This is a genomic window from Peptacetobacter sp. AB845 (assembly GCF_047528295.1).
Taxonomy (GTDB): Bacteria; Bacillota; Clostridia; order Peptostreptococcales; family Peptostreptococcaceae; genus Peptacetobacter.
Genome location: NZ_CP180001.1, coordinates 193,643 through 215,098, shown reverse-complemented (window position 1 = coordinate 215,098; position 21,456 = coordinate 193,643). Strand labels below are relative to the sequence as shown.

The following is a 21,456-nucleotide window of genomic DNA, read 5'->3' as shown; positions in this document are numbered from 1 at the left end:
TTATGAAAATACTTGTTGTCGGCGGTGGCGGAAGAGAACACGCTATATGCTGGAAGTTAAAAAATGAAAAAGATGTCGAAAAAGTATATTGCGCACCAGGAAATGCAGGTATAGCAGACTCTGCTGAATGTGTAGATATAAAAGACAGTGATATAGAAAATCTAGTAAAATTCGCAAAAGACAACGCTATAGACCTTACAGTAGTGGGACCTGAGGTTCCACTTGTAATGGGTATAGTTGATGCCTTTGAAAAAGAAGGTCTAAGAATATTTGGACCAAACAAACAGTGTGCTACTTTTGAAGGAAGTAAAGCATTCTCTAAAGATTTCATGATAAGAAATGATATCCCAACTGCAAAATACAAAGAATATACTGATTTAGATGAAGCTATAGCAGAAATAGATAGCTTTGGATACCCAGTAGTTATAAAAGCAGATGGTCTTGCAGCTGGTAAAGGTGTTGTAATACCTGAAAACAGAGAAGATGCTATAACAACTTTAAAAGAAATGATGGCAGACAAAAAATTTGGAGATGCAGGTAACAAAGTTGTAATAGAAGAATTTTTAACAGGAATAGAAACTTCTATACTAGCATTTGTTGATAATAATACTATAGTTCCAATGGAAAGTGCTAAAGACCATAAAAAAGTAAATAATGGGGAAAAAGGACTTAACACTGGTGGTATGGGAACATTCTCTCCAAGTGAATTATGGACTGAAGAACTAGCAAATGAAATAAAAGTAAATGTACTTGATAAAACTTTAAAAGGATTCCAGAATGATGGATTAGACTACAGAGGTATATTATTCGTAGGAGTAATGATAACTAAAAAAGGTGTAAAAGTATTAGAATACAACGTTAGATTTGGAGATCCAGAAACTCAGTCAGTATTATTTAGATTAGAAACTGATTTAAGTGAAATAATGAATGCTGTAATAGATAACAGACTTTCTGAAATAGAAATAAAATATACAGATGAACAGGCTATATGTGTTATGCTAACTTCAGGAGGATATCCAGAAGCCTATGAAAAAGGTAAAGAAATAACAGGTCTTGACAAATTAGATGATGAAATAGTAGTATTCCACAGTGGAACTAAGATGTCAGATGGTAAATTAGTTACAAACGGCGGAAGAGTTATAGGTATAACTGCTAAAGCAGGAACTGTAGCAGAAGCTGCCGATAAAGTTTATGAAAATATAAAAAGAATAAACTTTGAAGGAATGCACTACAGAACTGATATAGGTCTGTAAAAATTTCCGAAAAAAAATTTGGAGGAAGAGAAATGGATAAAAACGTCAAAAGAGTATTAGTCGAAAAAAGAAACGGCTTTGATCTTGAAGCAAGAGCTCTTAAAAAAGACATTGAAGAAAGTCTTCATATCACTTCTGTTGACTCATTAAGAGTTTTAAACAGATACGACGTAGAAGGTATATCTGATGAAGTTTTCCAGAATGCGGCAAACTCAATATTCTCAGAACCAAACCTTGATGTTGTTTACTTTGAAGAAGTTCCTTGCAATGAAAATGAAAGAGTATTCGCAGTTGAATATCTTCCAGGACAGTACGATCAGAGAGCTGATTGGGCTGCTCAGTGTATACGGATATTAAATCAGGGTATGAGACCTGAATTAAAATCTGCTAAAGAGTATATACTATCTGGAAACATAACAGATGAAGAATTCAACAAAATCAAAGGGTACATAATAAACCCTGTTGATAGTAGAGAAGCTGGGTTAGAAAAATCAGAATCATTAGCTCTAGTAACTGAAAAACCAACAGAAGTAGAAATATTAGACGGATTCATCGAATTAGATGAAGAAGGTCTTAATGACTTCGTAAAATCTCAGGGTCTAGCAATGACTTTAGAAGATTTAAAACATGTTCAGGTTTACTTCAGAGATGATGAACACAGAAACCCAACTATAACAGAAATAAAAGTACTAGATACTTACTGGTCAGATCACTGTAGACACACTACATTCATGACTGAATTAGAAAATGTTGAAATAGCTGAAGGTAAATACACTGATGCTATAAAAGAAACTTTCGATGACTACATGAACACTAGAAAAGAAATATATGTAGACAGAAAGAAAGATGTTTGCTTAATGGATATAGCTACTTTAGCTATGAAAAAACTTAAAAAAGAAGGAAAATTAGCAGACCTTGACGAAAGTGAAGAAATCAATGCTTGTTCTATAAACGTAGACGTAGAAATTGATGGAAAACCAGAAAAATACTTAGTAATGTTCAAAAATGAAACACACAACCATCCAACAGAAATAGAACCATTTGGTGGTGCTGCAACTTGTCTTGGTGGAGCAATAAGAGACCCATTATCAGGAAGATCTTATGTTTACCAGGCAATGCGTGTAACTGGTGCTGCAGACCCTAGAACTCCTCTAGAAGAAACATTACCAGGAAAATTAATGCAGAAAAAAATAGTTACAGAAGCTGCAAATGGATACAGTTCTTACGGAAACCAGATAGGTTTAACTACAGGACAGGTAGCAGAAGTTTATGATCCAGACTTCGTAGCTAAGAGAATGGAAATAGGTGCTGTTATAGCAGCTGCTCCAAAGGAAAACGTAGTTAGAGAAAGACCACAGGCAGGAGACATAATAGTTCTTCTTGGTGGTAAAACTGGTAGAGATGGTTGCGGTGGTGCAACAGGATCTTCTAAAGAACATAGTGAAGAATCTATAAATACTTGTTCAGCAGAAGTTCAGAAAGGTGATGCACCTAACGAAAGAAAAATCCAGAGATTCTTTAGAAATAAAGAAGCTGCTCAGATGATAAAAAGATGTAATGACTTCGGTGCAGGTGGGGTTTGTGTTGCTATAGGTGAAATAGCTGAAAGTTTAGACATAAACTTAGACCTAGTTCCTAAGAAATACGACGGACTTGATGGTACTGAACTTGCAATATCAGAATCTCAGGAACGTATGGCAGTTGCAATAGCTGCAGAAAATAAAGATAGATTCATAGAATTAGCAAAAGAAGAAAACTTAACTGCTACTCACGTTGCTACAGTTACTGATACAGGATACATGAGATTATTCTGGAATGGTAAAGCTATAGTAGACTTAAAGAGAGCTTTCTTAGATACTAATGGTGCTAAACAGAAAACTAATGTAGTAGTTGAAAAAGTTGACGAAGAAAACACATTCTTCGATAACGTAGAAATAGTTAAAGGTGCTAATACTATAGAAGAAAAATTCCACAAAGCATTATCTGATTTAAATACTTGTTCTCAGAAAGGACTTGTTGAAAAATTCGATACTAGTATAGGTGGAAATACAGTAGTAATGCCATTTGGTGGTAAATATCAGGCTACTCCAGAACAGGGTATGGTTGCTAAAATACCAGTACTTGGTGGAGAAACTGATACTTCTACAATAATGACTTACGGATACAACCCTAAAATAGGTAAATGGTCTCCATACCACGGTGCATTATATGCGGTAGTTGAATCTGTTGCTAAATTAGTTGCACTTGGAGGAAACTATGCTACTACAAGACTTACTTTCCAGGAATACTTCGAAAGACTTGGAAAATCTCCAGAAAGATGGGGTAAACCATTCGCAGCTTTACTTGGTGCATACTATGCTCAGGAACAGTTCGAAATACCTGCAATAGGTGGTAAAGACTCTATGTCAGGAACATTCAAAGATATAGACGTACCTCCAACACTAGTATCATTCGCAGTAGATACTGTAGATGCTAAAAATGTAGTTACTTCAGAATTCAAAAAAGCTGGATCAAAAGTAGTTAAAATATCAGCAGCTACTTTAGACAATGGTGTAGTAGACTTTGATGAATTAAAGAAAAACCTTACAAAAGTAAGAGAATTAATATTAGATGGTAAAGTGCTTTCAAGTTATGCTCTTGGATTTGCAGGAGTTGGTGAAGCAGTTGCTAAGATGGGATTCGGTAACCACATAGGATTCAAATTCAGTGAAGAAGCTGTTGAAGCTTATGAAAATACTGATGATTTATTTGCAGCTGATTACGGAACAATACTTCTTGAACTTGCAGAAGATGATTTATCAGTTCTAAAAGGATACAGATGTATAGTTCTTGGGGAAACTACAGCAGAACCGGCTATAGAATTCAACGGTGAAAAAGTATGCTTATGTGGATTATACAAATCTCACTGCAATACTTTAGAATCTATATACCCAACAAAAGCAGCTGAAATAACTTCAAAAATAGAAAATGTAAGCTATGTAAGAACTGGTGCTCCAGCTAAATCTTCATTAAGCATAGTAAAACCTAAAGTATTAATACCAGCATTCCCTGGAACAAACTGTGAATACGATGCAGCAAGAGCTTTTGATAGAGCTGGTGCAGAATCAACTATAAAAGTATTTAGAAACTTATCTTACCAGGATATAGAAGAATCTATAGATGCAATGGTTGAAGAAATCAAAAAATCACAGATAATAATGATACCAGGTGGATTCAGTGCTGGTGATGAACCAGACGGTTCAGCTAAATTCATAGCAACAGTATTCAGAAATCCTAAGATGAAAGAAGCTGTTCATGAATTCTTAAATGAAAGAGATGGTTTAATGTTAGGTATCTGTAATGGATTCCAGGCTCTTATAAAACTTGGATTAGTTCCATACGGAGAAATAATAGAACCTTGTGCAGAAGCTCCTACATTAACTTACAATAATATAGGACGTCATCAGGCTAAGATAGTTAACACTAGAATAGCTTCTAACAAATCTCCATGGTTAGCTCAGACAGAAGTTGGAGATATACATAGTATACCAATATCACATGGTGAAGGTAGATTCGTTGCAAGCGAAGAAGTAATGAAAGAGCTTATAGAAAACGGACAGATAGCTACTCAGTACGTAGACTTCGACGGAAATGCTACATATGATATAGACCACAATCCAAACGGATCATTCTACGCAGTTGAAGGTATAACAAGCAAAGACGGTAGAGTATTTGGTAAAATGGGTCACTCAGAAAGATTAAGTGCAAACATAACTAAGAATATACTTGGTGAAAAAGACCAGAAAATATTCGAATCAGGAGTATTATACTTCAAATAAGATGTAATAAATTTCAATTACCCGCTCAAAATTTGAAATTTAAAACATTAAAAACAAAAGTTTATTCGAAGGTTAAAAAATTCTACATCATTCCGAGCGTATGGATTGATGAAGTAAAAATCATATTGTTAATTAAATAGAACGTAAAAATAGGGACTGAATTCTCAAAAGACCAACCCGCTCACAGGTCTAGAGGATTCAGTCCTCTTTTTTTATTTAGATAAAATATTTAATTGAAATTATAAAAAATAAAATAATATAAATTTAGAGTTAAATATTTAAAATTATTGAAACAATTCGATATAAATTGTAGTATAATATATTATAGATTTCGATAGAATAAATCTATAGATATAGTAAAAAATAAGGAGGGCAATTATGAATATAGAACAATTTACCAAAGAGACTCTAAACAGCCTTCAATCAGAATTAAGCAGTGTAATAGAAAGTGTAAGAAAGATAAAATTTAGTGGAAACACTCTATACATAATATCAGATATAGCAAAAATAAATGAACAGATAAGTCCTGAAATTATAGAAATGATAAAGACTTATATAATAGCTAAGTCTGGAATAAGTTATGGAATTAATATCGTATTTTTAAGTGAAGACGATATAATAGAATTAGGTCTTAGAAAAATAGCAGAAATACAGTTATCAAAGGGCTATCAGAAAGAAGAAAAAGAAGAAGATGATAGTACTATAGAGGTAAAAAGACCAGAAGAGGAAGAAAAACCTGAAGAAAAAGAAGAATACAAAGAAGAAGCCGATATAAATAGAATAGATGCAATGGATGTATGGAAGGTTATGTTAGGAAGAATACAAGAACTAATCAGTCCAGCAGTATACAAGGCTTTATTTAAAGATAGCAAGCAGATAGACTACAAGATGGGAACAGTTGTTGTACGTGTTGGCGATGTAAGAGTTGTTCAGATAATGGAAACTCAGTATCTAAGATTCTTACGGGATGTTTCTGAAGAATTATTTGGAGTAAGATTAGGATTTAAATTTGTTGTAGACGACAAAAAAGAAGAAGAAACTCCTAAAAAAGATGATGAAGAGGTATATCCAGCTAGTATGAATGATTTAAATGATTTTTTCAGCTTTTTAAATAGTCTTTATAATAAATAAATTTTGCAAAATATAAAAAGTTTTCCAAAATGTAAAAAAGATAAAAATCTAAATACAGTTTACATAAAATTTAAGGTTAAGAAGAGAAAAAGAGAGTACCGAATTTATCAGCAGAAAGTAGGGACTCTCTTTTTCAAGGTAAGAATTAAATTTGAATTAATGTTCAAATAATCTTCATTGATTAAAAACAATTAACTGATATAATTAGTATAAGTAGTAAAAAATAAAGTAAGTAATGAATATGAAATATATTTTTTAGGAAATGAGGAGATTTATAATGGAATTTAACTACAACTTACCAGTAAATATAATATTTGGATGCGGAAAAGTAAACGAATTAGGAAAAGAAACCGCAAAATATGGGAAAAAAGCACTTATAGTAACAGGAAGAACTAGTTCTAGAAAATCAGGACTTTTAGATAGGGCAGTCGAACTTTTAGCTAAAGAAGGAATAGAAGGTGCTATATTTAATGAAGTAACACGGAATCCTTTAATATCGACAGTTGAAGAAGGAGCTAGAATAGCAAATGTAGAAAACTGTGATGTCGTAGTTGCACTTGGTGGTGGAAGTATAATGGATGCGGCTAAAGCAATAGCGTTAATGGCTGTAAATGAAGGTGATGTAAGAGAGTATATGTACGGAGAAAGAACATCAGAAAAAGCACTTCCATTAATATTAGTACCTACAACATCTGGAACTGGTAGTGAAGGAAACTGTTATTCTGTTTTAACAGATGATAAAAATAATGATAAGAAATCTCTTAGAACACCTGCTATATATGGAAAAGTATCAATAGTAGACCCAGAGCTTATGGTAACTATGCCTAAAAGAGTAAAAGCTTCTGTAATATTTGACGCTGCTGCACATGCAATGGAATCGGCTGTAAGTAAAAAACGTACTCCATTATCAGATGCATATGCACTTTATGCTATGAAATTAATAGCAGATAACGCAGAAAATGCTGTAAACGATGAAGAAGTAAATTATGAAGTATGGGAAAAAGTAACTCTAGGAAGTATGCTAGCAGGTATGGCTATAGGTTGTTCAAGTTGTGCACTTCCACATGCATTAGAACATCCAGCGAGTGGGCTTAAAAATATAGTTCATGGAGAGGGATTAGCAGCTCTTACACCTGCAATAGTTGAAGCATCTTGGGAAAGTGATCCAGAAAGATATGCAGCTATATCAGCTCTTTTAGGTGGAAATAGTGCTTTAGACTGTGCTGACAGCATAAGAGGATTCTTAAAGAGAATAGGACTAGATGTTACTCTTAAAGATTTAGGAATAGAAGAAAGTGATGTAGATTGGATGGTAGAAAATGCATTTAAAGTATCTATAGGAAATATAAACAATCATCCAAAAGAATTTACAAAAGAAGAAGTAAGAGAAATATATATAAAATCTTTATAAAAATAAATGATTTATAAAAAAGAGGACAATGAATGTTTGGATATGTAAAAATAAATAAAATGGATTTAACTTTTAGAGAGTATGAACACTATAAAAGTTATTACTGTGGACTTTGTAAAACTTTAAAAAAGAATCATGGTCAAATATCTAGATTTTCTCTAAACTACGATGTAACCTTTTTAATTGTACTTTTATCTGCGGTTTATAATCCAGAATCAAAGATAACAGAGGAAGTTTGTATAGCAAACCCTATAAAAAAGAAAAAGGTTCAAGTAAATGAAATAACAGAATATGCAGCTGCTATGAATGTCCTTTTAACACATTTCAAATTAGAAGATAATGTAAAGGACGATGGTGGAATTAAAGATAAGTTGGCGTATAATGTATATAAAGGAAGTTTGAAAGAGGCTTACAATAAATACAGTGAAAAAGCAGAGTATATAAAAAAATGTCTTTCAGAGCTTGAAGAATTAGAAAAAGAAGAATCTACAAACCTAGATGATGTTTCAAACACATTTGGAAATTTAATGGGAGAAATATTCGCATACAAGAAAGATGAGTTTGAGGACAGATTAAGGGAAATAGGATTTAATATAGGTAAGTATATATATGTATTAGATGCATACGAAGATTTAGAAGAGGATTTACAGAAGGGTAGATATAACCCATTTAAAGAATTTGAGCCAAAGAGTGAAGAATTAAAGAAAAAAGTAGAGAGAATTATTTCTATGAGCTTAGGGATGCTTGGAAGAAATATAGATATGTTAAATATTAAAAGAAATCTTGGTATAATAGAAAATATAATCTATTCTGGTGTATACTTGAGATATAAGAATATATTATACGGGGATGGAAAAGATAAAAATGGCGATGTAAGTCATATAAATTAAATGATAAGATTTATTAAAATATACAAAATTTAGTGAAAGGAAGGAGAAAGTCATGTACGGAGAAGCAATGAATAGAAATGTTTATATCGAAGCTAGAAATTTAATAGCAAATAGAAGATTTGCAGATGCATACAGAATGCTTAAAGAAGTAGTTTCAAGTGATAGAAATGCTGAGTGGTTCTTCCTGACTGGAACTGCTGCAATGAAAATGGGTAGATATGAAGAAGGCGAAGATTATATAAAAAGAGCAAGATTTATGGATCCTGAAAATCAAGAATATAATGCAGCATATAATCAGTTTAGCTCATATAGAAATGACTACGATGACAGAGCTAGATACTACAACGAGAGAAGAAGATATGACTCAGGTGGTTGCTGCCCATGTTGTTGCTGTTGCTGTGGCGACGATTGTACGGACACTTGCTGTCAGTTATGGTGCTTAGACTCATGCTGTGAATGTATGGGTGGAGACTTTATAAGCTGTTGTTAATTTATTGAAATTTAAAATTGAAATGGAAGTCTTAATATGGAAAATGTAAGTAAAAAAATGGCTTTCGGGGGAATTTTACTAGCACTTGAAGCAATATTCTTTATGCTTATAAACTTTGTTCCGATGAATACAATTTTCTTTATGGTGCTTGCATCATTTATCTCTTCAATTGTTATTATTGAATTTGGAGAAAAAACAGGTACTATTTTTACGCTTGCGTCTATTATACTATCGTTCATGATAATAGGAAATAAAGTACAATGGTTTGTATATGCAATATCTTTTGCACTTTATGGATTAGTAAAATCTCTTATTGAAAGAGGTAGGTCTATGGGTGCAGAGTATGGTATGAAAATTGTATTTGCAAATATAGTATTTGTTATAATGTATTTTGTACTAAAGAGTTTTTTAACAGAGATAAAATACATGTTTGTGCTATTTATAGGATTGAACATAACGTTTTTAATTTACGATTTGTTCTATAGCCAGTTTATAAGAATGTACGAAAATAAATTGAGAAAAAATATAAGTAAATACTTAGACTAAAATAAAACTAAAATAAAAAGGTTACTGAGTTAATAAATAATTTATAAAATGGTTATTATTAACTTAGTAACCTATTTTTTTATATTTGGCACTTTTTAAATATTAATTGATAACGTGTTAATATTGAAATTGGAAAAGTAATACAAATGTGTTACAATAAAATTATCAAGGAGGGGATTTTTATGAGCAAAAGTGAAAGTACTATGACTATAAGATTATCTAGTAAGGATAAAAAAATAATAAAAGAATTTGCTGATTTCTATAACGTATCTAGTTCTCAATTTATTAGAGATGCTGTTATGGAAAAAATAGAAGATTCCTACGACTTAGCGGCATATGAAACAGCTATGAAAGAATTTGAAGAAGATAAAACAACATATTCATTCGATGAAGCTATGGAGGAATTAGGAATTGAAATATAAAGTTGAATTCACTAAGAGTGCCATAAAAGATTTGAAAAAAATAGATAAAAAAGACTCTACTAAAATAGCAGCTTGGATAAAGAAAAATCTTGTAGACTGTGAAAATCCAAGACAGTACGGAAAAGCATTAAAAGGAAATTTATCTGATTCGTGGCGTTATAGGGTTGGAAATTATCGTATATTAGCACATATAGAGGATGATAGAGTAGTAATTAATGTTGTTAATATAGGACATAGAAAAGATATATATAAAAACTGATAATCACATGTAAAAAGTATATGAAAAAAGTGCTGTCATTATGGCAGCACTTTTTATATGTAAAATATTAGCTTGTTAATCTGATAAATCGTCATAAGATAACACCTGAACATCAGGTTTTAGTTTATAAAGTATATCTTTTCTTTCTACGATTATATCTGCCTTTTCTTTTAGTACAGAATCTTCTCTTAGTTTAGTTAAAAGCTCATTTGTAGGGTTTATCGCAACAGGATGCCCAACTCTTCTAAGCATATTTATATCGCCGTTTGTATCACCATATGCGAAAGACTCATCTAAATTTATATAGTATTTTTCAATTAGCTCATTTATTGCTTTATTTTTACTCTCAGAATCCCACATAGGAACTAATTTACCAGAAAATTTACCGTCTTCTATGATATACTGACTTCCTAAATAATCTGTGACGTTATACTTTTCAGCCATTTTTTTAACTAAGAAATCAGGGCTTCCAGATATAAATATGACTATATCTCCATTTTTTAAATGTCTTTCAATCTGAGAGCGTGTGTACTTATACACCCTGTCAGCCTTAGTCTTTATAACCTGGTCTGCTGCAAAATCAATACTTCTCCAATCTACTCCAGTCAGCGAATCTACATATAAATTACAAACTTCTAAAAGATAATCATCGTAATTTCCCTGTCTTTTGTCCCAGTTTAAAAAAGTTCCTCTAGCATGGTCAATCCAAGTTTTTTCATCTATAATTTCATATTTTATTAGCTTTTTAAAATGTTCTACCATAAGTGAATCTCTGTATAGAGTTCCGTCAATATCGAAAAATGCTGCTCTTTTCTTCATAAGCATTACCCCCAATCTTCTGATATATATTTCTAACTAGTATACAGCAAATAATTCAAATAGTACAGAAAAATTTGTGTTAATATATAAATATGTAAATAAGAGAAATAATTTGAGAGGAGAAGAAACATGGAATTAAAGTTTAATTTTGCAAAGATAACACAATCTAGACTTATGGGAAGCATGGGAATGATAATAGATAACACAGATGAAAAAGGAAATAACGTAAAGCAATATTTCCTTTTAGATTCTGAGGGATTAGGACTTTGCGACTATGTAAAACTAATAAACCCATCAGAGAAAAAAGCATATATGGAAGAGGAAAGACTTATGGGAGGTCTTGGATCAGATAGAATAGAAATTTCTGAGGAAGAGGCTAAGTTTTTAATACAGCACTTTGGAAGTAGAAATATAAGATACGGAAAAGAGCTTGCAGGAGAAGTTGAAGATTATATAGATATAATTAACGATTTTAAAAGTGATTTAAGTATATACGACTTATATCCTAAGATATGCAAAGAGGTAAAGGAAGAGGTAGAATTTGTAAACTATATGGTTATGAGATTAGTTGCTTGGGATAGAGAAGCACTTACATACTATTCTGAGAGCGAAGAAATAGGAAGTATGCACATAACAAATATAAATGGAGCACTTTTAAAAACAGATGTAACATCAAGAGGAAATGGAAAATACGTTGTTGAGACTATTTATGAAGATAATGACGGATATTATTTCTGTAAAGTTGCACTTAGTATAGAAAAAAATGAAAAAGGATTTAAGTTAAATTCGATGGTTGTTTCTGAGTCTGAGCCTATGTATGATTTTGAGGTGTTTGACGAGATTTCCAAGGAAGAGTTTGTTGATATTTATACTGTTGAAGATGGAGATGAGTTTGTAGAAAAGTTCTATGAAGATAATCCATTTGTTCTTAGAAGTGATATGGATGAGGATGCAGTGTTCTTTACTAGATTTAATTTTAATAACGACCATGTTAAGAGGATGTCTTATGTTATAAACAATGATATTAAGGCTATTTATTATTATTTAGATGGGATGTTCTTTGTTGGGACTTATTCTGAGAGAGATAGAGATTATATTAATGGTCTGTTGAAGGTGAATTATAAGGGGTTAGAGTATCAGGATTCGATGTTCTTTGAGCAAAATGCTCTTTATGATTTTGTTGAGTCTGGGAATGATGATTTTTATGATTTTTTAGATGAGGAATAGATGAGATTATTGCAAATATAAAAGATAGAATAAAACTATAGTATATGAAAAATTATAAAAAATTCTGATAACAGATAATTTCAGAGTAGATATAAATAATAAATTAAAATATAATAATAATTAGGGATTGTTACATAAAATTTTATAATTAATGTAGTAATCCCTTTTATTAATAAAATCAAAAATTGGGGAGATGAAAAAATGGGCAAATATAATTTTGATGCTTATGTAGAAAGAAGAAACACAAACTGTATAAAATGGGATAACTTAGACAAATCATTCCCTAGAGCAAAAGAAGGCGCTCTACCAATGTGGGTAGCTGACATGGATTTTGAAGTAGCAGCACCTATATTAGAAGCAGCACACAAAGTTGTAGACAGAAAAGTATTTGGATATAGTACTAGAGAAGTAGATAGATTCTACGATGCAATATTAGGATGGTACAAAAGAAGATTTGACTGGGAATTAGACAGAGAATCAATAATGTTTAGTGGTGGTGTAGTTCCTGCAATATCTATATTATTAAGATTATTAACAGAAGAAAATAACGGTGTAATAATACAGAGACCAGTTTACTATCCATTCACAAATAAAATAAAAGAAAATAACAGAAAAGTAGTAAACAATCCATTAATATATAAAGATGGAAAATATACAATGGATTTTGCTGATTTAGAAGAAAAAGCAGCAGACCCTAATAATAAAGTTATGATACTTTGTTCGCCTCATAACCCAATAGGTAGAGTATGGACTGAAGAAGAACTTAAAAAAGTTGTTGAAATATGTAAAAAACACGATGTATTCATAATAGCTGATGAAATACACAATGACTTAATAAGAAAAGGACATAAACATATAAATCTACAGAAATTATGCCCAGAATATAAAGAACATATAGTTACTTGTTTAGCTCCAAGTAAGACATTCAACTTAGCAGGAATGCAGATGTCTAATATAATAATAAACACTCAAGAACTTAGAAATGCTTGGAATGTAGAAGTTTCAAGATGTGGAGCTCAGAGTGGACCAAATCCTTTCGCTATAGAAGCTATAATAGCTGCATACAATGAAAGTGAAGATTGGCTAGATGAATTAAACGAATACTTAGATGGAACAGTTGAATACATAAAGAACTTTGTAGAAGAAAATCTTCCAAAAGTTAAGATGATACCAATAGAAGGAACTTATCTAGTATGGCTTGATTTCAATGAATATGGATTAACTGCAGAAGAATTAGAAACAATAATGCTTGAAGAAGCTGGCTTAATATTCGACGAAGGAACTATGTTTGGAGAAGAAGGAAGCGGATTTGAAAGAATAAATATAGCTTGTCCAAGATCAATAGTAGAAGAATGTATGAATAGAATAAAAGTAGCTTTTGAAAATAGATAATTAAAAAGTATATAAATTAAGGTGCTATAACAATAAAGTATTCGTGCTTTGTTATAGCACCTTTTTGTTAAAAAATGAATATAAGTAAAATACGTGTTATAGAAAAAAATAATATTACTTAATGTATTCATAGTTTTTATATATAAAAGAATATGTTAATATTATAATTTATTCTGAAAAAAATATATATAAAAAAGCAAAATTATACTTTAAATTAATATATATAAGATAAGAAATATTTACAAATTAATAAAAATATTAAATATACATTTTTCCTAAATTATAAATAAAAACTAACTTTTTTAAAACAATAATAAAAAAATATAAATAAAAAACAGTATTAAAAAAATCTATTTATAAAGATAGTCTAATAGTTTCTATCTATTGGAATAAAAAAAGTTTACAATCTATAATAAAATTGAAGGGAGGTTTTTTATGGATAATTTACAAATTACAAGAGTTTCAAAAGCTTTAGGGCTTGAGAATAAAATTCTAGGGTTAAGATTTTTAGTTCTTGAAAAAGAGTATAATGATTCTTCAGCAGAAGAACATGAAGGTCTTAGTTTATGTTCACTTGTAAAGCTTGCATGCAATGGTAAATCAGTAAAATGCAATGCTTCTACAATAGAGTGTGATGATGCAGCATATGCAATAGGTTTAAAAGAGGTTCCAGAGTACGTATATTCTGGTCGTAAAGAATTTGAAGACAGAAAATATCTTAGTAAGTCAATAGCTTTTCAGGTTCAAAATGAAAAAAAATATATTCCTCATGAAATATATGGAGCAATAATTTCTCCGCTTGAAGAAATAGAAAATCCTGATCTTGTTATAGTTATTGCAACTGCTAAAGATATGATGAGATTAACTCAGGGATATAGTAGATACTATGGAGTAAATAAAAATTTACTTTCAATAGGTGTTCAGGGAATATGTAGTGAGTTAGTTTCAAAACCATTTATGAATAATGATTTAAATGTTAGTCTGTTAAGTAATTGTTGTAGAAAATTAACTGATTTTTCAGCAGGATGCATGGGAGCGTCATTCCCAATTCACCTTGCAGAAAATATTTTTAAAGGTATATTAGAAACAGTCAATCTAACAGAAAATAATATTCCTAAAAAGAAAATATTAGAAAGACTTGATTCGCCAGATGAATTAGGCTTTGAAATAGTAATGAATTATGATTACGCAATTCAGGCAAGTAAATATGAAGAATACTGCGAAGAATGTATAAAAGCATGTTCTAATGATAAGGAGGGTTCTAATGAATAAAGAGACAATTTTAAAAGTTCAGGACTGCCTTGGGTTAGAAAGACAAATAGTAGGTGTTAGATTCCTTGTTTATGAAAAAGATTTTGAAAATTCACCAGCAGAAGAATTTAACGGTAAAATAAGACTTTGTGGTTTTATAAGTAAAGCTGGTAAAGGTAGAAAATTTAAAGTTACAAAAGAAAACTTTGGGTGTTCTGGAGGACCTACTCAGACAGGGATGTCAGTTGCATCAGAGGGATTCAAATCAGGGCAAATTCACAAATATTCAGGGTTATATTCTGATTTAGCAATAGCTAGAAATATATCAGATAGCCTTATGCGTATTCCACAGAAGATATACGGATTAGAAATAATGCCATTATCTGAAATGGATGATGCTGATGTGGTAGTTGTAATAGGATTTGCAGAAAGTATAATGAAGTTAGTTCAGGGATATACATATAGCTATGGAGTACCACAGAATTATATAAGTGTAGGTAATGCAGCAGCTTGTAGTGATATGGTATCAAAACCATTTATGAAAAATGATATAAACCTATCATTTATGTGCTGTGGAGCAAGAACATCTACATTAAGTGATCATGGTGAACTAGGTATGGGTATACCTATGAATAAATTTTACGGGATAGCTGATGGGGTATTGGCTATACACTCAAAATAATTAAAAGAAAAGGAGAACAGTATTATGAAATTTGGGAAAAAACTATTATCTTGCATACTAGTTGGTGCCGTTGTAATGGGATCATTAGTAGGATGTGGAAACAAAGAAGCTAGTGGAGGAGATGAAAAAGCACCGATAAAAGTTGCTACAGCACCAGTATTCCCTCCATGCAGTTACAAAGATGATGAAGGAAACTTAGCTGGATTCGAGCATGATGTATTTGAAGAGATAGGAAAAAGATGTGGACGTAAAATAGAATGGATAGAAGGAGATAGCCAGGATGCATTATTTGGTGCAGTTGACTCTGGAAAAGCAGATACAATAGCATTCCAGATATCTATAACTGATGAACGTAAAGAAACTTATGACTTCTCAGAAGTGTATGGATATAATAAAATATTCTTTGCGGTAAGAGATGATTTTGATTACAAAAATTTAGATGACTTACAGGGGAAAAAAGCTAATGTTCCACCTGTGCATTCATTCTACCCAACATTAGAAAAATACAATGAATCATTACCAGAAGATAAAAAAATAATAATAATACCTTCAGATTCAGGAAGTATGTATGAAGCTTTAGAACAGGGAAGATATGATGCTTGCCCTATAACAGAAGCTGCTTTCAAAGAAGCTATGTCTAAAAAACCTTACAAAGTAAAAATAGCTGGGGATCCAATAGTATTAGAAGAAAATGCTTATCCATTCTCTAAAGATGCAGATCCAGAATTAGTTAAAGATGTAAATGATGCAATAAAATCTATGTTAGAAGATGGAACAATGAAAAAATTATCAGAACAGCATTATAAAATAGATGTAACTTCTAAAAATTAATAGGTGATGTATAGATGAGATTTGATTTTGAATTTTTCTTTTCGTGCTTTCCAGCACTAATTGCAAAGATACCATTTACCTTATATCTTGGTGTTATTTCATTTGTAGCATCTATGGCACTTGCAATAGTTCTGCTTATAATGAGAAATTCTAAGGTGAGTATATTTAAAGGGTTTGCGACTTTATTTATATCTTTCTTTAGATCTACACCATATATTACACAGCTATTTATTTTTTACTATGGTTTACCACAGTTAATACCATCACTTGTAAATTTATCAGCTGAGGTTTCTTTTGTAATTTCTGTTGCACTAAATTCTTCAGCATTTATAGTTGAGATATTAAGAGGTGGACTTTTAGCTGTAGATAAAGGACAGAGAGAGGCTGCTCTTTCAATAGGTTTAAATAAATTCCAGGTTATGACACAGGTTGTAATTCCTCAGGCATTTGTTAGTATACTTCCATCGCTTGGAAATACATTTGTAGGGGCTGTAAAAAATACCGCAATTGCATTTACAATAGGTGTTGTTGAGATTCTTTCTGAATCTAAAATACTTGCAGCTAGAGGATTTAACTACATGGAAGCATATATTGCAGCAGGTATAGTTTATTGGATACTTATCTTAGCAATAGATTTAGTTCAGAATAGACTAGAAAAAAGAGTATGTAAATTCTTATAACATTAGGAGAGTATTATGTTAAAACTTAAAAATATAAAGAAACAATTTGGAGATTTAACAGTCCTAGATGGTATAGATTTAGAACTTAAAAAAGGTGAAGTTGCTGCTATAATAGGACCTTCTGGAACGGGTAAATCTACTCTTTTGAGATGTATAAATTTACTTGAAGCTCCAACTGAAGGAACTATAGAAATAGATGGCTTTTCTGTAGATTCTAAGAACTTGTCTCCAAAGGATTGTATAGAGCTTAGAAAGAAAACGGCAATGGTATTTCAGAACTATTCTTTATTCAAAAATAAGACTGTTTTGGAAAATATTATGATGCCGATGACTTTAGTTCAGAAAAAAGATAAAAAAGTAGCTGAAGAAGAGGCTATGGCGCTTCTAAAAAAAGTAGGATTAGCGGATAAAAGAGATTATTATCCATCGAGATTATCTGGTGGACAGCAGCAGAGAATAGGTATAGCAAGAGCTCTAGCTGTTCATCCAGAGATAATATTGTTTGATGAACCTACATCTTCTCTTGACCCAGAACTTGTAAATGAAGTGCTAGAGTTAATAAGAGAATTATCAAATGAACATGAATGTACAATGCTTATTGTAACTCATGAGATGAGATTTGCACTTGAAATAGCAGATAAAATTATATTCATGGAAAAAGGTAGAGTTGTAGAGGAAGGTTCTCCAAATGAGTTATTATATAATTCTAAAAATGAGAGAACAAGAAGCTACTTTAAACAATTTATAGATAATTAAAATTGTAATCAGAGGATCAGTATAAAACTACTGGTCCTTTTTTATTGCTCTAAATTAAATAAAATGAATGTATATCAATGAAATGACTGATTCTAAAAAAATATGAATAATTGTTCATATATTTTTATAAAAAGTATTGCAAAAAAATAGTAAGCAGATTATAATGAATATATGAACAGTTATTCATATATTAAAACGTTAAGAAAGGAGAAATACCTATGAAAAACAAAGAAATAGATTGTTGTACAGAAAAAAAGGTGCATGAAGAAATAGTAGATAAAACCAAAAAAGAAATGCCAAATGATGAAGTACTAGCGGACTTATCAGATTTATTCAGAGTATTTGGAGATACAACCAGGGTGAAGATAATATTTGCACTATTCTCTAATGAAATGTGTGTATGCGATATAGCAGAACTTCTTGGAATGACTCAGTCAGCTATATCTCATCAGTTAAGAGTATTAAAAAATGCTAGACTAGTAAAATTTAGAAAAGAAGGAAAAACAGTGTTCTATTCACTAGACGATGAGCATATAAGTGAAATATTAAAATGCGGATTGGAACATGTAAACGAAACTTATAGAAGATAAATGCTAGAAATAATAGATATAATATATCAACAAATAGTTATTAATGTGGATAAAAATAAGCGAATTTTAAAAAAGGAAGTGAATTAAATTGAGTACTAGAGTAGATTTTCTATTAGAAGGTTTGAATTGTGCACACTGTGCGGAAAAAATAAATGACAAAGTCTCAAAATTAGATTATGTAGAAAGCAGCAATATGAATTTTGTAGCTAAAAAATTATCTGTGTTCATGGAAAATGAAAATATAACAGAAGATAATGTGTCTAAAATAGCAAAAATAATTCATGATACAGAAAGTGGCTTAACTGTAAGTCTATTAAAGAATAAAGTGCTTGGAGAAGTAAGTTTTGATAATAAGGGAAATATAATCAAGTCAGCTAAAAAAGAAGAAATAGATAAAAATAAAGTTATAAGAGTTGATTTTCTATTAAATAATTTAAACTGTGCACACTGTGCAGAAAAGATAAATGATAAAGTTGCAAAATTAAGCTATGTAGAAAATAGCAATATGAACTTTGTAGCTAAAAAATTATCTGTATTTGCTAAAGCTGGAGATATTACAAAACAGCATATGTCTGAAATAGCTAAAATAATCCACGAAACAGAAAGTGGCTTAACAGTAAGTTTATTAAAGAATAAAGTTGTAGGAGCTTTAGAATTTGATAATAAAGGAAATATCATAGAATCTGGAACAATAAAAGGAAGTAAAGATTTAAACGTATTATACGCAAATAGAAAAAATAATTCAAAAGAACATCATCACGACCATGGGGAAGATTGTGGCTGTGGAGGCCATCATCATGACCACGAGCACGGAGAAGAGTGTGGCTGCGGAGACCATCATCACGATCACGAGCATGGAGAAGAATGCGGCTGCGGAGACCATCATCACCACGAGCATGGAGAAGAATGTGGATGTGGTGACCATCATCACCACGATCATGACCATGGAGAAGAATGCGGATGTGGAGGTCATCATCACGACCACGAGCACGGAGAAGAATGCGGATGTGGAGGTCATCATCACGACCACGAACACGGAGAAGAATGCGGATGTGGAGACCATCATCACGACCACGAGCATGAAGAAAGTAAGCCTAAAAAGGTGGAAAAAAGAAAAGAAAAGAAAGAAATAAACAAAGACCTAATAAAAATAATAATTGGAGTAATCGTATACGCATTTGGAATATATGAAATGGCAGTTGGTAATACAGGTACATTTGGTGTGGTTGTATTTTTAGCAGCATATATTTTAATAGGTGGAGATGTACTTTTAAAAGCAATAAAGAATTTATTTAGAGGACAGGTATTAGATGAAAACTTCCTAATGTCTATAGCTACAATCGGTGCAGTTGCAATCGGTGAATATTCAGAAGCAGTTGGAGTTATGTTATTCTACAAAATAGGTGAATATTTACAGCAGAAAGCAGTTGGACAGTCTAGAAAATCAATATCTGCACTTATGGAAATAAAAGCAGAATTTGCAAACTTAGTTCAGGGTGGAAAAATGATACAGGTAGACCCTGAAGAAGTTGAAGTAGGCGATGTAATAGTAGTTAAACCTGGAGAAAAAGTACCTCTAGATGGAATTGTAACAGAAGGTGAAGCAATGCTTGATACTTCTGCAATAACTGGTGAATCTGTACTTAGAAGTGTAAAACCAGGAGAAGAAGTTGTATCAGGAACAATAAATACAAACGCATTAATTTATGTAAGAGTAACTAAAGAATACGGAGAATCTACAGTTGCTAAAATACTTGATATGGTTGAAAATGCAGGAAGTAGAAAATCTCAGACAGAAAACTTTATATCAAAATTCTGTAGATATTACACTCCAATAGTTGTTGGATTGGCATTAGCTGTAGCATTTATACCACCACTAGTTATTGAAGGTGCTGTATTTAGAGATTGGTTATACAGAGGATTAATATTCCTAGTAGTTTCATGTCCTTGTGCATTAGTATTATCAATACCTCTAAGTTTCTTTGGTGGAATAGGATCTGCATCTAAAAACGGTATACTTATAAAAGGAAGTAACTATTTAGAAACTTTAAGAAAAGCAAACACAGTAGTTCTTGATAAGACAGGTACTATAACTAAAGGTGTATTCAAGGTTACAGAAATAAATCCTGTTGGAATGTCAGAAGATGAGTTATTAAAATATGCAGCTATTGCAGAAGCAAACTCAAATCATCCAATAGCAAAATCTATAATGGAAAGCTATAATGAAAAATTTGAAGAAGAAGTAAAATTAAGTGAAATAGACAAGTACGAAGAAATAGCAGCACATGGTATAAAAGTTTTATACAATGGTAAAACAATACTTGCAGGAAGCTCTAAACTTTTAGATAGTGAAAATATAGAATACAAAAAAATAGAAGAAAGCGGAACAACTGTATATGTTGCAGTAGATGGAAAATTTGCAGGATGTATAGTAATATCTGATGAAGTTAAAGAAGATAGTAAAAGAGCAATAGAAGAAATGAGAAAAGTTGGAATAACAAATGTAGTTATGCTAACTGGTGATAATGAAGCTGCTGCAGCTAAAATAGCTAAAGAAGTTGGAGTAAACAAACATTATTCAGGACTTCTACCTAATCAGAAGGTTGAAATACTTGAAGAAATCGCAAATGAAAATAGTACAGGAAATACAATATTCATAGGTGATGGTATAAATGATGCCCCAGTTTTAGCTAGAGCAGATGTAGGTATAGCAATGGGTGGTGTTGGATCTGATGCTGCTATAGAAGCAAGTGATATAGTATTTATGACAGATGAATTATCAAAACTACCTATAGCTAAGAGAATATCTGAAAAAACAAATAAAATTGTTTGGCAGAATATAGTATTTGCAATGGGTGTAAAAGTAATAGTAATGCTTATGAGTACTGGTGGAGTTGCAAATATGTGGGAAGCAATATTTGCAGATGTAGGAGTTGCTCTTATAGCAGTATTAAATGCAATGAGAACACTTAAAGAATAGTTTTAAGCTAATATAATTTAGTAGCTTA

The 21,456-nt window shown here is 31.4% G+C and carries 19 protein-coding genes; 18 read left to right on the top strand and 1 reads right to left on the bottom strand.

All coding sequences use genetic code 11. From position 1 onward, the window contains the following. The first annotated feature begins 2 nt into the window (after positions 1 to 2). The 9 genes from purD to ACK2WO_RS00890 all read left to right on the top strand — a co-directional run bounded on the left by purD (position 3) and on the right by ACK2WO_RS00890 (position 10,220). A complete protein-coding gene (gene purD, locus ACK2WO_RS00930) occupies positions 3 to 1,253 on the top strand; it encodes a phosphoribosylamine--glycine ligase (protein ID WP_414698132.1) in 1,251 nt (416 codons plus the stop codon). Positions 1,254 to 1,285: 32 nt separating this feature from the next. After that, positions 1,286 to 5,071, top strand: a complete 3,786-nt coding sequence (locus ACK2WO_RS00925) for a phosphoribosylformylglycinamidine synthase (RefSeq protein WP_178411649.1) — start codon at positions 1,286 to 1,288, stop codon at positions 5,069 to 5,071. A gap of 378 nt (positions 5,072 to 5,449) precedes the next feature. Further along, positions 5,450 to 6,202 carry a hypothetical protein gene (locus ACK2WO_RS00920; protein ID WP_414698131.1) on the top strand — a complete coding sequence of 251 codons (753 nt, stop codon included), beginning with the start codon at positions 5,450 to 5,452 and terminating at the stop codon, positions 6,200 to 6,202. Between the two features lie 277 nt (positions 6,203 to 6,479). Further along, positions 6,480 to 7,613, top strand: coding sequence for an iron-containing alcohol dehydrogenase (locus tag ACK2WO_RS00915; RefSeq protein WP_414698130.1), 1,134 nt, complete (start codon positions 6,480 to 6,482; stop codon positions 7,611 to 7,613). 32 nt (positions 7,614 to 7,645) lie between these two features. After that, complete coding sequence (locus ACK2WO_RS00910; RefSeq protein WP_414698129.1) at positions 7,646 to 8,503, top strand: DUF5685 family protein; 858 nt, start codon at positions 7,646 to 7,648, stop codon at positions 8,501 to 8,503. A 52-nt stretch (positions 8,504 to 8,555) separates the two neighbouring features. Next, a complete protein-coding gene (locus tag ACK2WO_RS00905; protein ID WP_178411857.1) occupies positions 8,556 to 8,993 on the top strand; it encodes a tetratricopeptide repeat protein in 438 nt (145 codons plus the stop codon). 36 nt (positions 8,994 to 9,029) lie between these two features. Beyond that, a complete protein-coding gene (locus tag ACK2WO_RS00900; protein ID WP_414698128.1) occupies positions 9,030 to 9,539 on the top strand; it encodes a hypothetical protein in 510 nt (169 codons plus the stop codon). 182 nt (positions 9,540 to 9,721) lie between these two features. Further along, the gene (relB, locus tag ACK2WO_RS00895; RefSeq protein ID WP_414698127.1) at positions 9,722 to 9,961 is read left to right on the top strand and encodes a type II toxin-antitoxin system RelB family antitoxin; all 240 of its coding nucleotides are present in this window, start codon (positions 9,722 to 9,724) and stop codon (positions 9,959 to 9,961) included. Continuing rightward, positions 9,951 to 10,220, top strand: a complete 270-nt coding sequence (locus tag ACK2WO_RS00890) for a type II toxin-antitoxin system RelE family toxin (protein ID WP_414698126.1) — start codon at positions 9,951 to 9,953, stop codon at positions 10,218 to 10,220. Before relB ends, ACK2WO_RS00890 begins: the two co-directional genes overlap by 11 nt. A gap of 75 nt (positions 10,221 to 10,295) precedes the next feature. Here the strand turns inward: ACK2WO_RS00890 and ACK2WO_RS00885 are convergent, their stop codons facing one another. Continuing rightward, positions 10,296 to 11,039 (bottom strand): HAD family hydrolase, encoded by a 744-nt coding sequence (locus tag ACK2WO_RS00885; RefSeq protein WP_414698125.1) that lies wholly within the window; start codon positions 11,037 to 11,039, stop codon positions 10,296 to 10,298. A gap of 129 nt (positions 11,040 to 11,168) precedes the next feature. Between ACK2WO_RS00885 and ACK2WO_RS00880 the strand changes: the two genes are divergently transcribed. The 9 genes from ACK2WO_RS00880 (at position 11,169) to ACK2WO_RS00840 (ending at position 21,428) form a co-directional block, all read left to right on the top strand. Continuing rightward, positions 11,169 to 12,266, top strand: a complete 1,098-nt coding sequence (locus ACK2WO_RS00880) for a hypothetical protein (protein ID WP_414698124.1) — start codon at positions 11,169 to 11,171, stop codon at positions 12,264 to 12,266. 201 nt (positions 12,267 to 12,467) lie between these two features. Further along, positions 12,468 to 13,658: a MalY/PatB family protein gene (locus tag ACK2WO_RS00875; RefSeq protein ID WP_414698123.1), complete on the top strand. Its 1,191-nt coding sequence runs from the start codon at positions 12,468 to 12,470 to the stop codon at positions 13,656 to 13,658. 435 nt (positions 13,659 to 14,093) lie between these two features. Then, positions 14,094 to 14,930: a DUF169 domain-containing protein gene (locus tag ACK2WO_RS00870; protein WP_414698122.1), complete on the top strand. Its 837-nt coding sequence runs from the start codon at positions 14,094 to 14,096 to the stop codon at positions 14,928 to 14,930. Beyond that, positions 14,923 to 15,591 (top strand): DUF169 domain-containing protein, encoded by a 669-nt coding sequence (locus ACK2WO_RS00865; protein WP_414698121.1) that lies wholly within the window; start codon positions 14,923 to 14,925, stop codon positions 15,589 to 15,591. Before ACK2WO_RS00870 ends, ACK2WO_RS00865 begins: the two co-directional genes overlap by 8 nt. Positions 15,592 to 15,615: 24 nt before the next feature. After that, positions 15,616 to 16,422: a transporter substrate-binding domain-containing protein gene (locus tag ACK2WO_RS00860; RefSeq protein WP_414698120.1), complete on the top strand. Its 807-nt coding sequence runs from the start codon at positions 15,616 to 15,618 to the stop codon at positions 16,420 to 16,422. A 14-nt stretch (positions 16,423 to 16,436) separates the two neighbouring features. Further along, the gene (locus tag ACK2WO_RS00855; protein ID WP_414698119.1) at positions 16,437 to 17,102 is read left to right on the top strand and encodes an amino acid ABC transporter permease; all 666 of its coding nucleotides are present in this window, start codon (positions 16,437 to 16,439) and stop codon (positions 17,100 to 17,102) included. Between the two features lie 15 nt (positions 17,103 to 17,117). After that, positions 17,118 to 17,858 carry an amino acid ABC transporter ATP-binding protein gene (locus ACK2WO_RS00850; protein WP_414698118.1) on the top strand — a complete coding sequence of 247 codons (741 nt, stop codon included), beginning with the start codon at positions 17,118 to 17,120 and terminating at the stop codon, positions 17,856 to 17,858. Positions 17,859 to 18,076: 218 nt separating this feature from the next. Then, positions 18,077 to 18,448, top strand: coding sequence for a metalloregulator ArsR/SmtB family transcription factor (locus tag ACK2WO_RS00845; RefSeq protein WP_178411926.1), 372 nt, complete (start codon positions 18,077 to 18,079; stop codon positions 18,446 to 18,448). A gap of 88 nt (positions 18,449 to 18,536) precedes the next feature. Then, the gene (locus ACK2WO_RS00840) at positions 18,537 to 21,428 is read left to right on the top strand and encodes a heavy metal translocating P-type ATPase (protein WP_414698117.1); all 2,892 of its coding nucleotides are present in this window, start codon (positions 18,537 to 18,539) and stop codon (positions 21,426 to 21,428) included. Positions 21,429 to 21,456: the final 28 nt, after the last annotated feature.

What these genes read in the sequence shown, in the direction of transcription:
- purD (WP_414698132.1), top strand. Translation starts at nt 3, where the DNA reads ATGAAAATACTTGTTGTCGGCGGTGGCGGAAGAGAACACGCTATATGC.
- ACK2WO_RS00925 (WP_178411649.1), top strand. Translation starts at nt 1,286, where the DNA reads ATGGATAAAAACGTCAAAAGAGTATTAGTCGAAAAAAGAAACGGCTTT.
- ACK2WO_RS00920 (WP_414698131.1), top strand. Translation starts at nt 5,450, where the DNA reads ATGAATATAGAACAATTTACCAAAGAGACTCTAAACAGCCTTCAATCA.
- ACK2WO_RS00915 (WP_414698130.1), top strand. Translation starts at nt 6,480, where the DNA reads ATGGAATTTAACTACAACTTACCAGTAAATATAATATTTGGATGCGGA.
- ACK2WO_RS00910 (WP_414698129.1), top strand. Translation starts at nt 7,646, where the DNA reads ATGTTTGGATATGTAAAAATAAATAAAATGGATTTAACTTTTAGAGAG.
- ACK2WO_RS00905 (WP_178411857.1), top strand. Translation starts at nt 8,556, where the DNA reads ATGTACGGAGAAGCAATGAATAGAAATGTTTATATCGAAGCTAGAAAT.
- ACK2WO_RS00900 (WP_414698128.1), top strand. Translation starts at nt 9,030, where the DNA reads ATGGAAAATGTAAGTAAAAAAATGGCTTTCGGGGGAATTTTACTAGCA.
- relB (WP_414698127.1), top strand. Translation starts at nt 9,722, where the DNA reads ATGAGCAAAAGTGAAAGTACTATGACTATAAGATTATCTAGTAAGGAT.
- ACK2WO_RS00885 (WP_414698125.1), bottom strand. Translation starts at nt 11,039, where the DNA reads ATGAAGAAAAGAGCAGCATTTTTCGATATTGACGGAACTCTATACAGA.
- ACK2WO_RS00880 (WP_414698124.1), top strand. Translation starts at nt 11,169, where the DNA reads ATGGAATTAAAGTTTAATTTTGCAAAGATAACACAATCTAGACTTATG.
- ACK2WO_RS00875 (WP_414698123.1), top strand. Translation starts at nt 12,468, where the DNA reads ATGGGCAAATATAATTTTGATGCTTATGTAGAAAGAAGAAACACAAAC.
- ACK2WO_RS00870 (WP_414698122.1), top strand. Translation starts at nt 14,094, where the DNA reads ATGGATAATTTACAAATTACAAGAGTTTCAAAAGCTTTAGGGCTTGAG.
- ACK2WO_RS00865 (WP_414698121.1), top strand. Translation starts at nt 14,923, where the DNA reads ATGAATAAAGAGACAATTTTAAAAGTTCAGGACTGCCTTGGGTTAGAA.
- ACK2WO_RS00860 (WP_414698120.1), top strand. Translation starts at nt 15,616, where the DNA reads ATGAAATTTGGGAAAAAACTATTATCTTGCATACTAGTTGGTGCCGTT.
- ACK2WO_RS00855 (WP_414698119.1), top strand. Translation starts at nt 16,437, where the DNA reads ATGAGATTTGATTTTGAATTTTTCTTTTCGTGCTTTCCAGCACTAATT.
- ACK2WO_RS00850 (WP_414698118.1), top strand. Translation starts at nt 17,118, where the DNA reads ATGTTAAAACTTAAAAATATAAAGAAACAATTTGGAGATTTAACAGTC.
- ACK2WO_RS00845 (WP_178411926.1), top strand. Translation starts at nt 18,077, where the DNA reads ATGAAAAACAAAGAAATAGATTGTTGTACAGAAAAAAAGGTGCATGAA.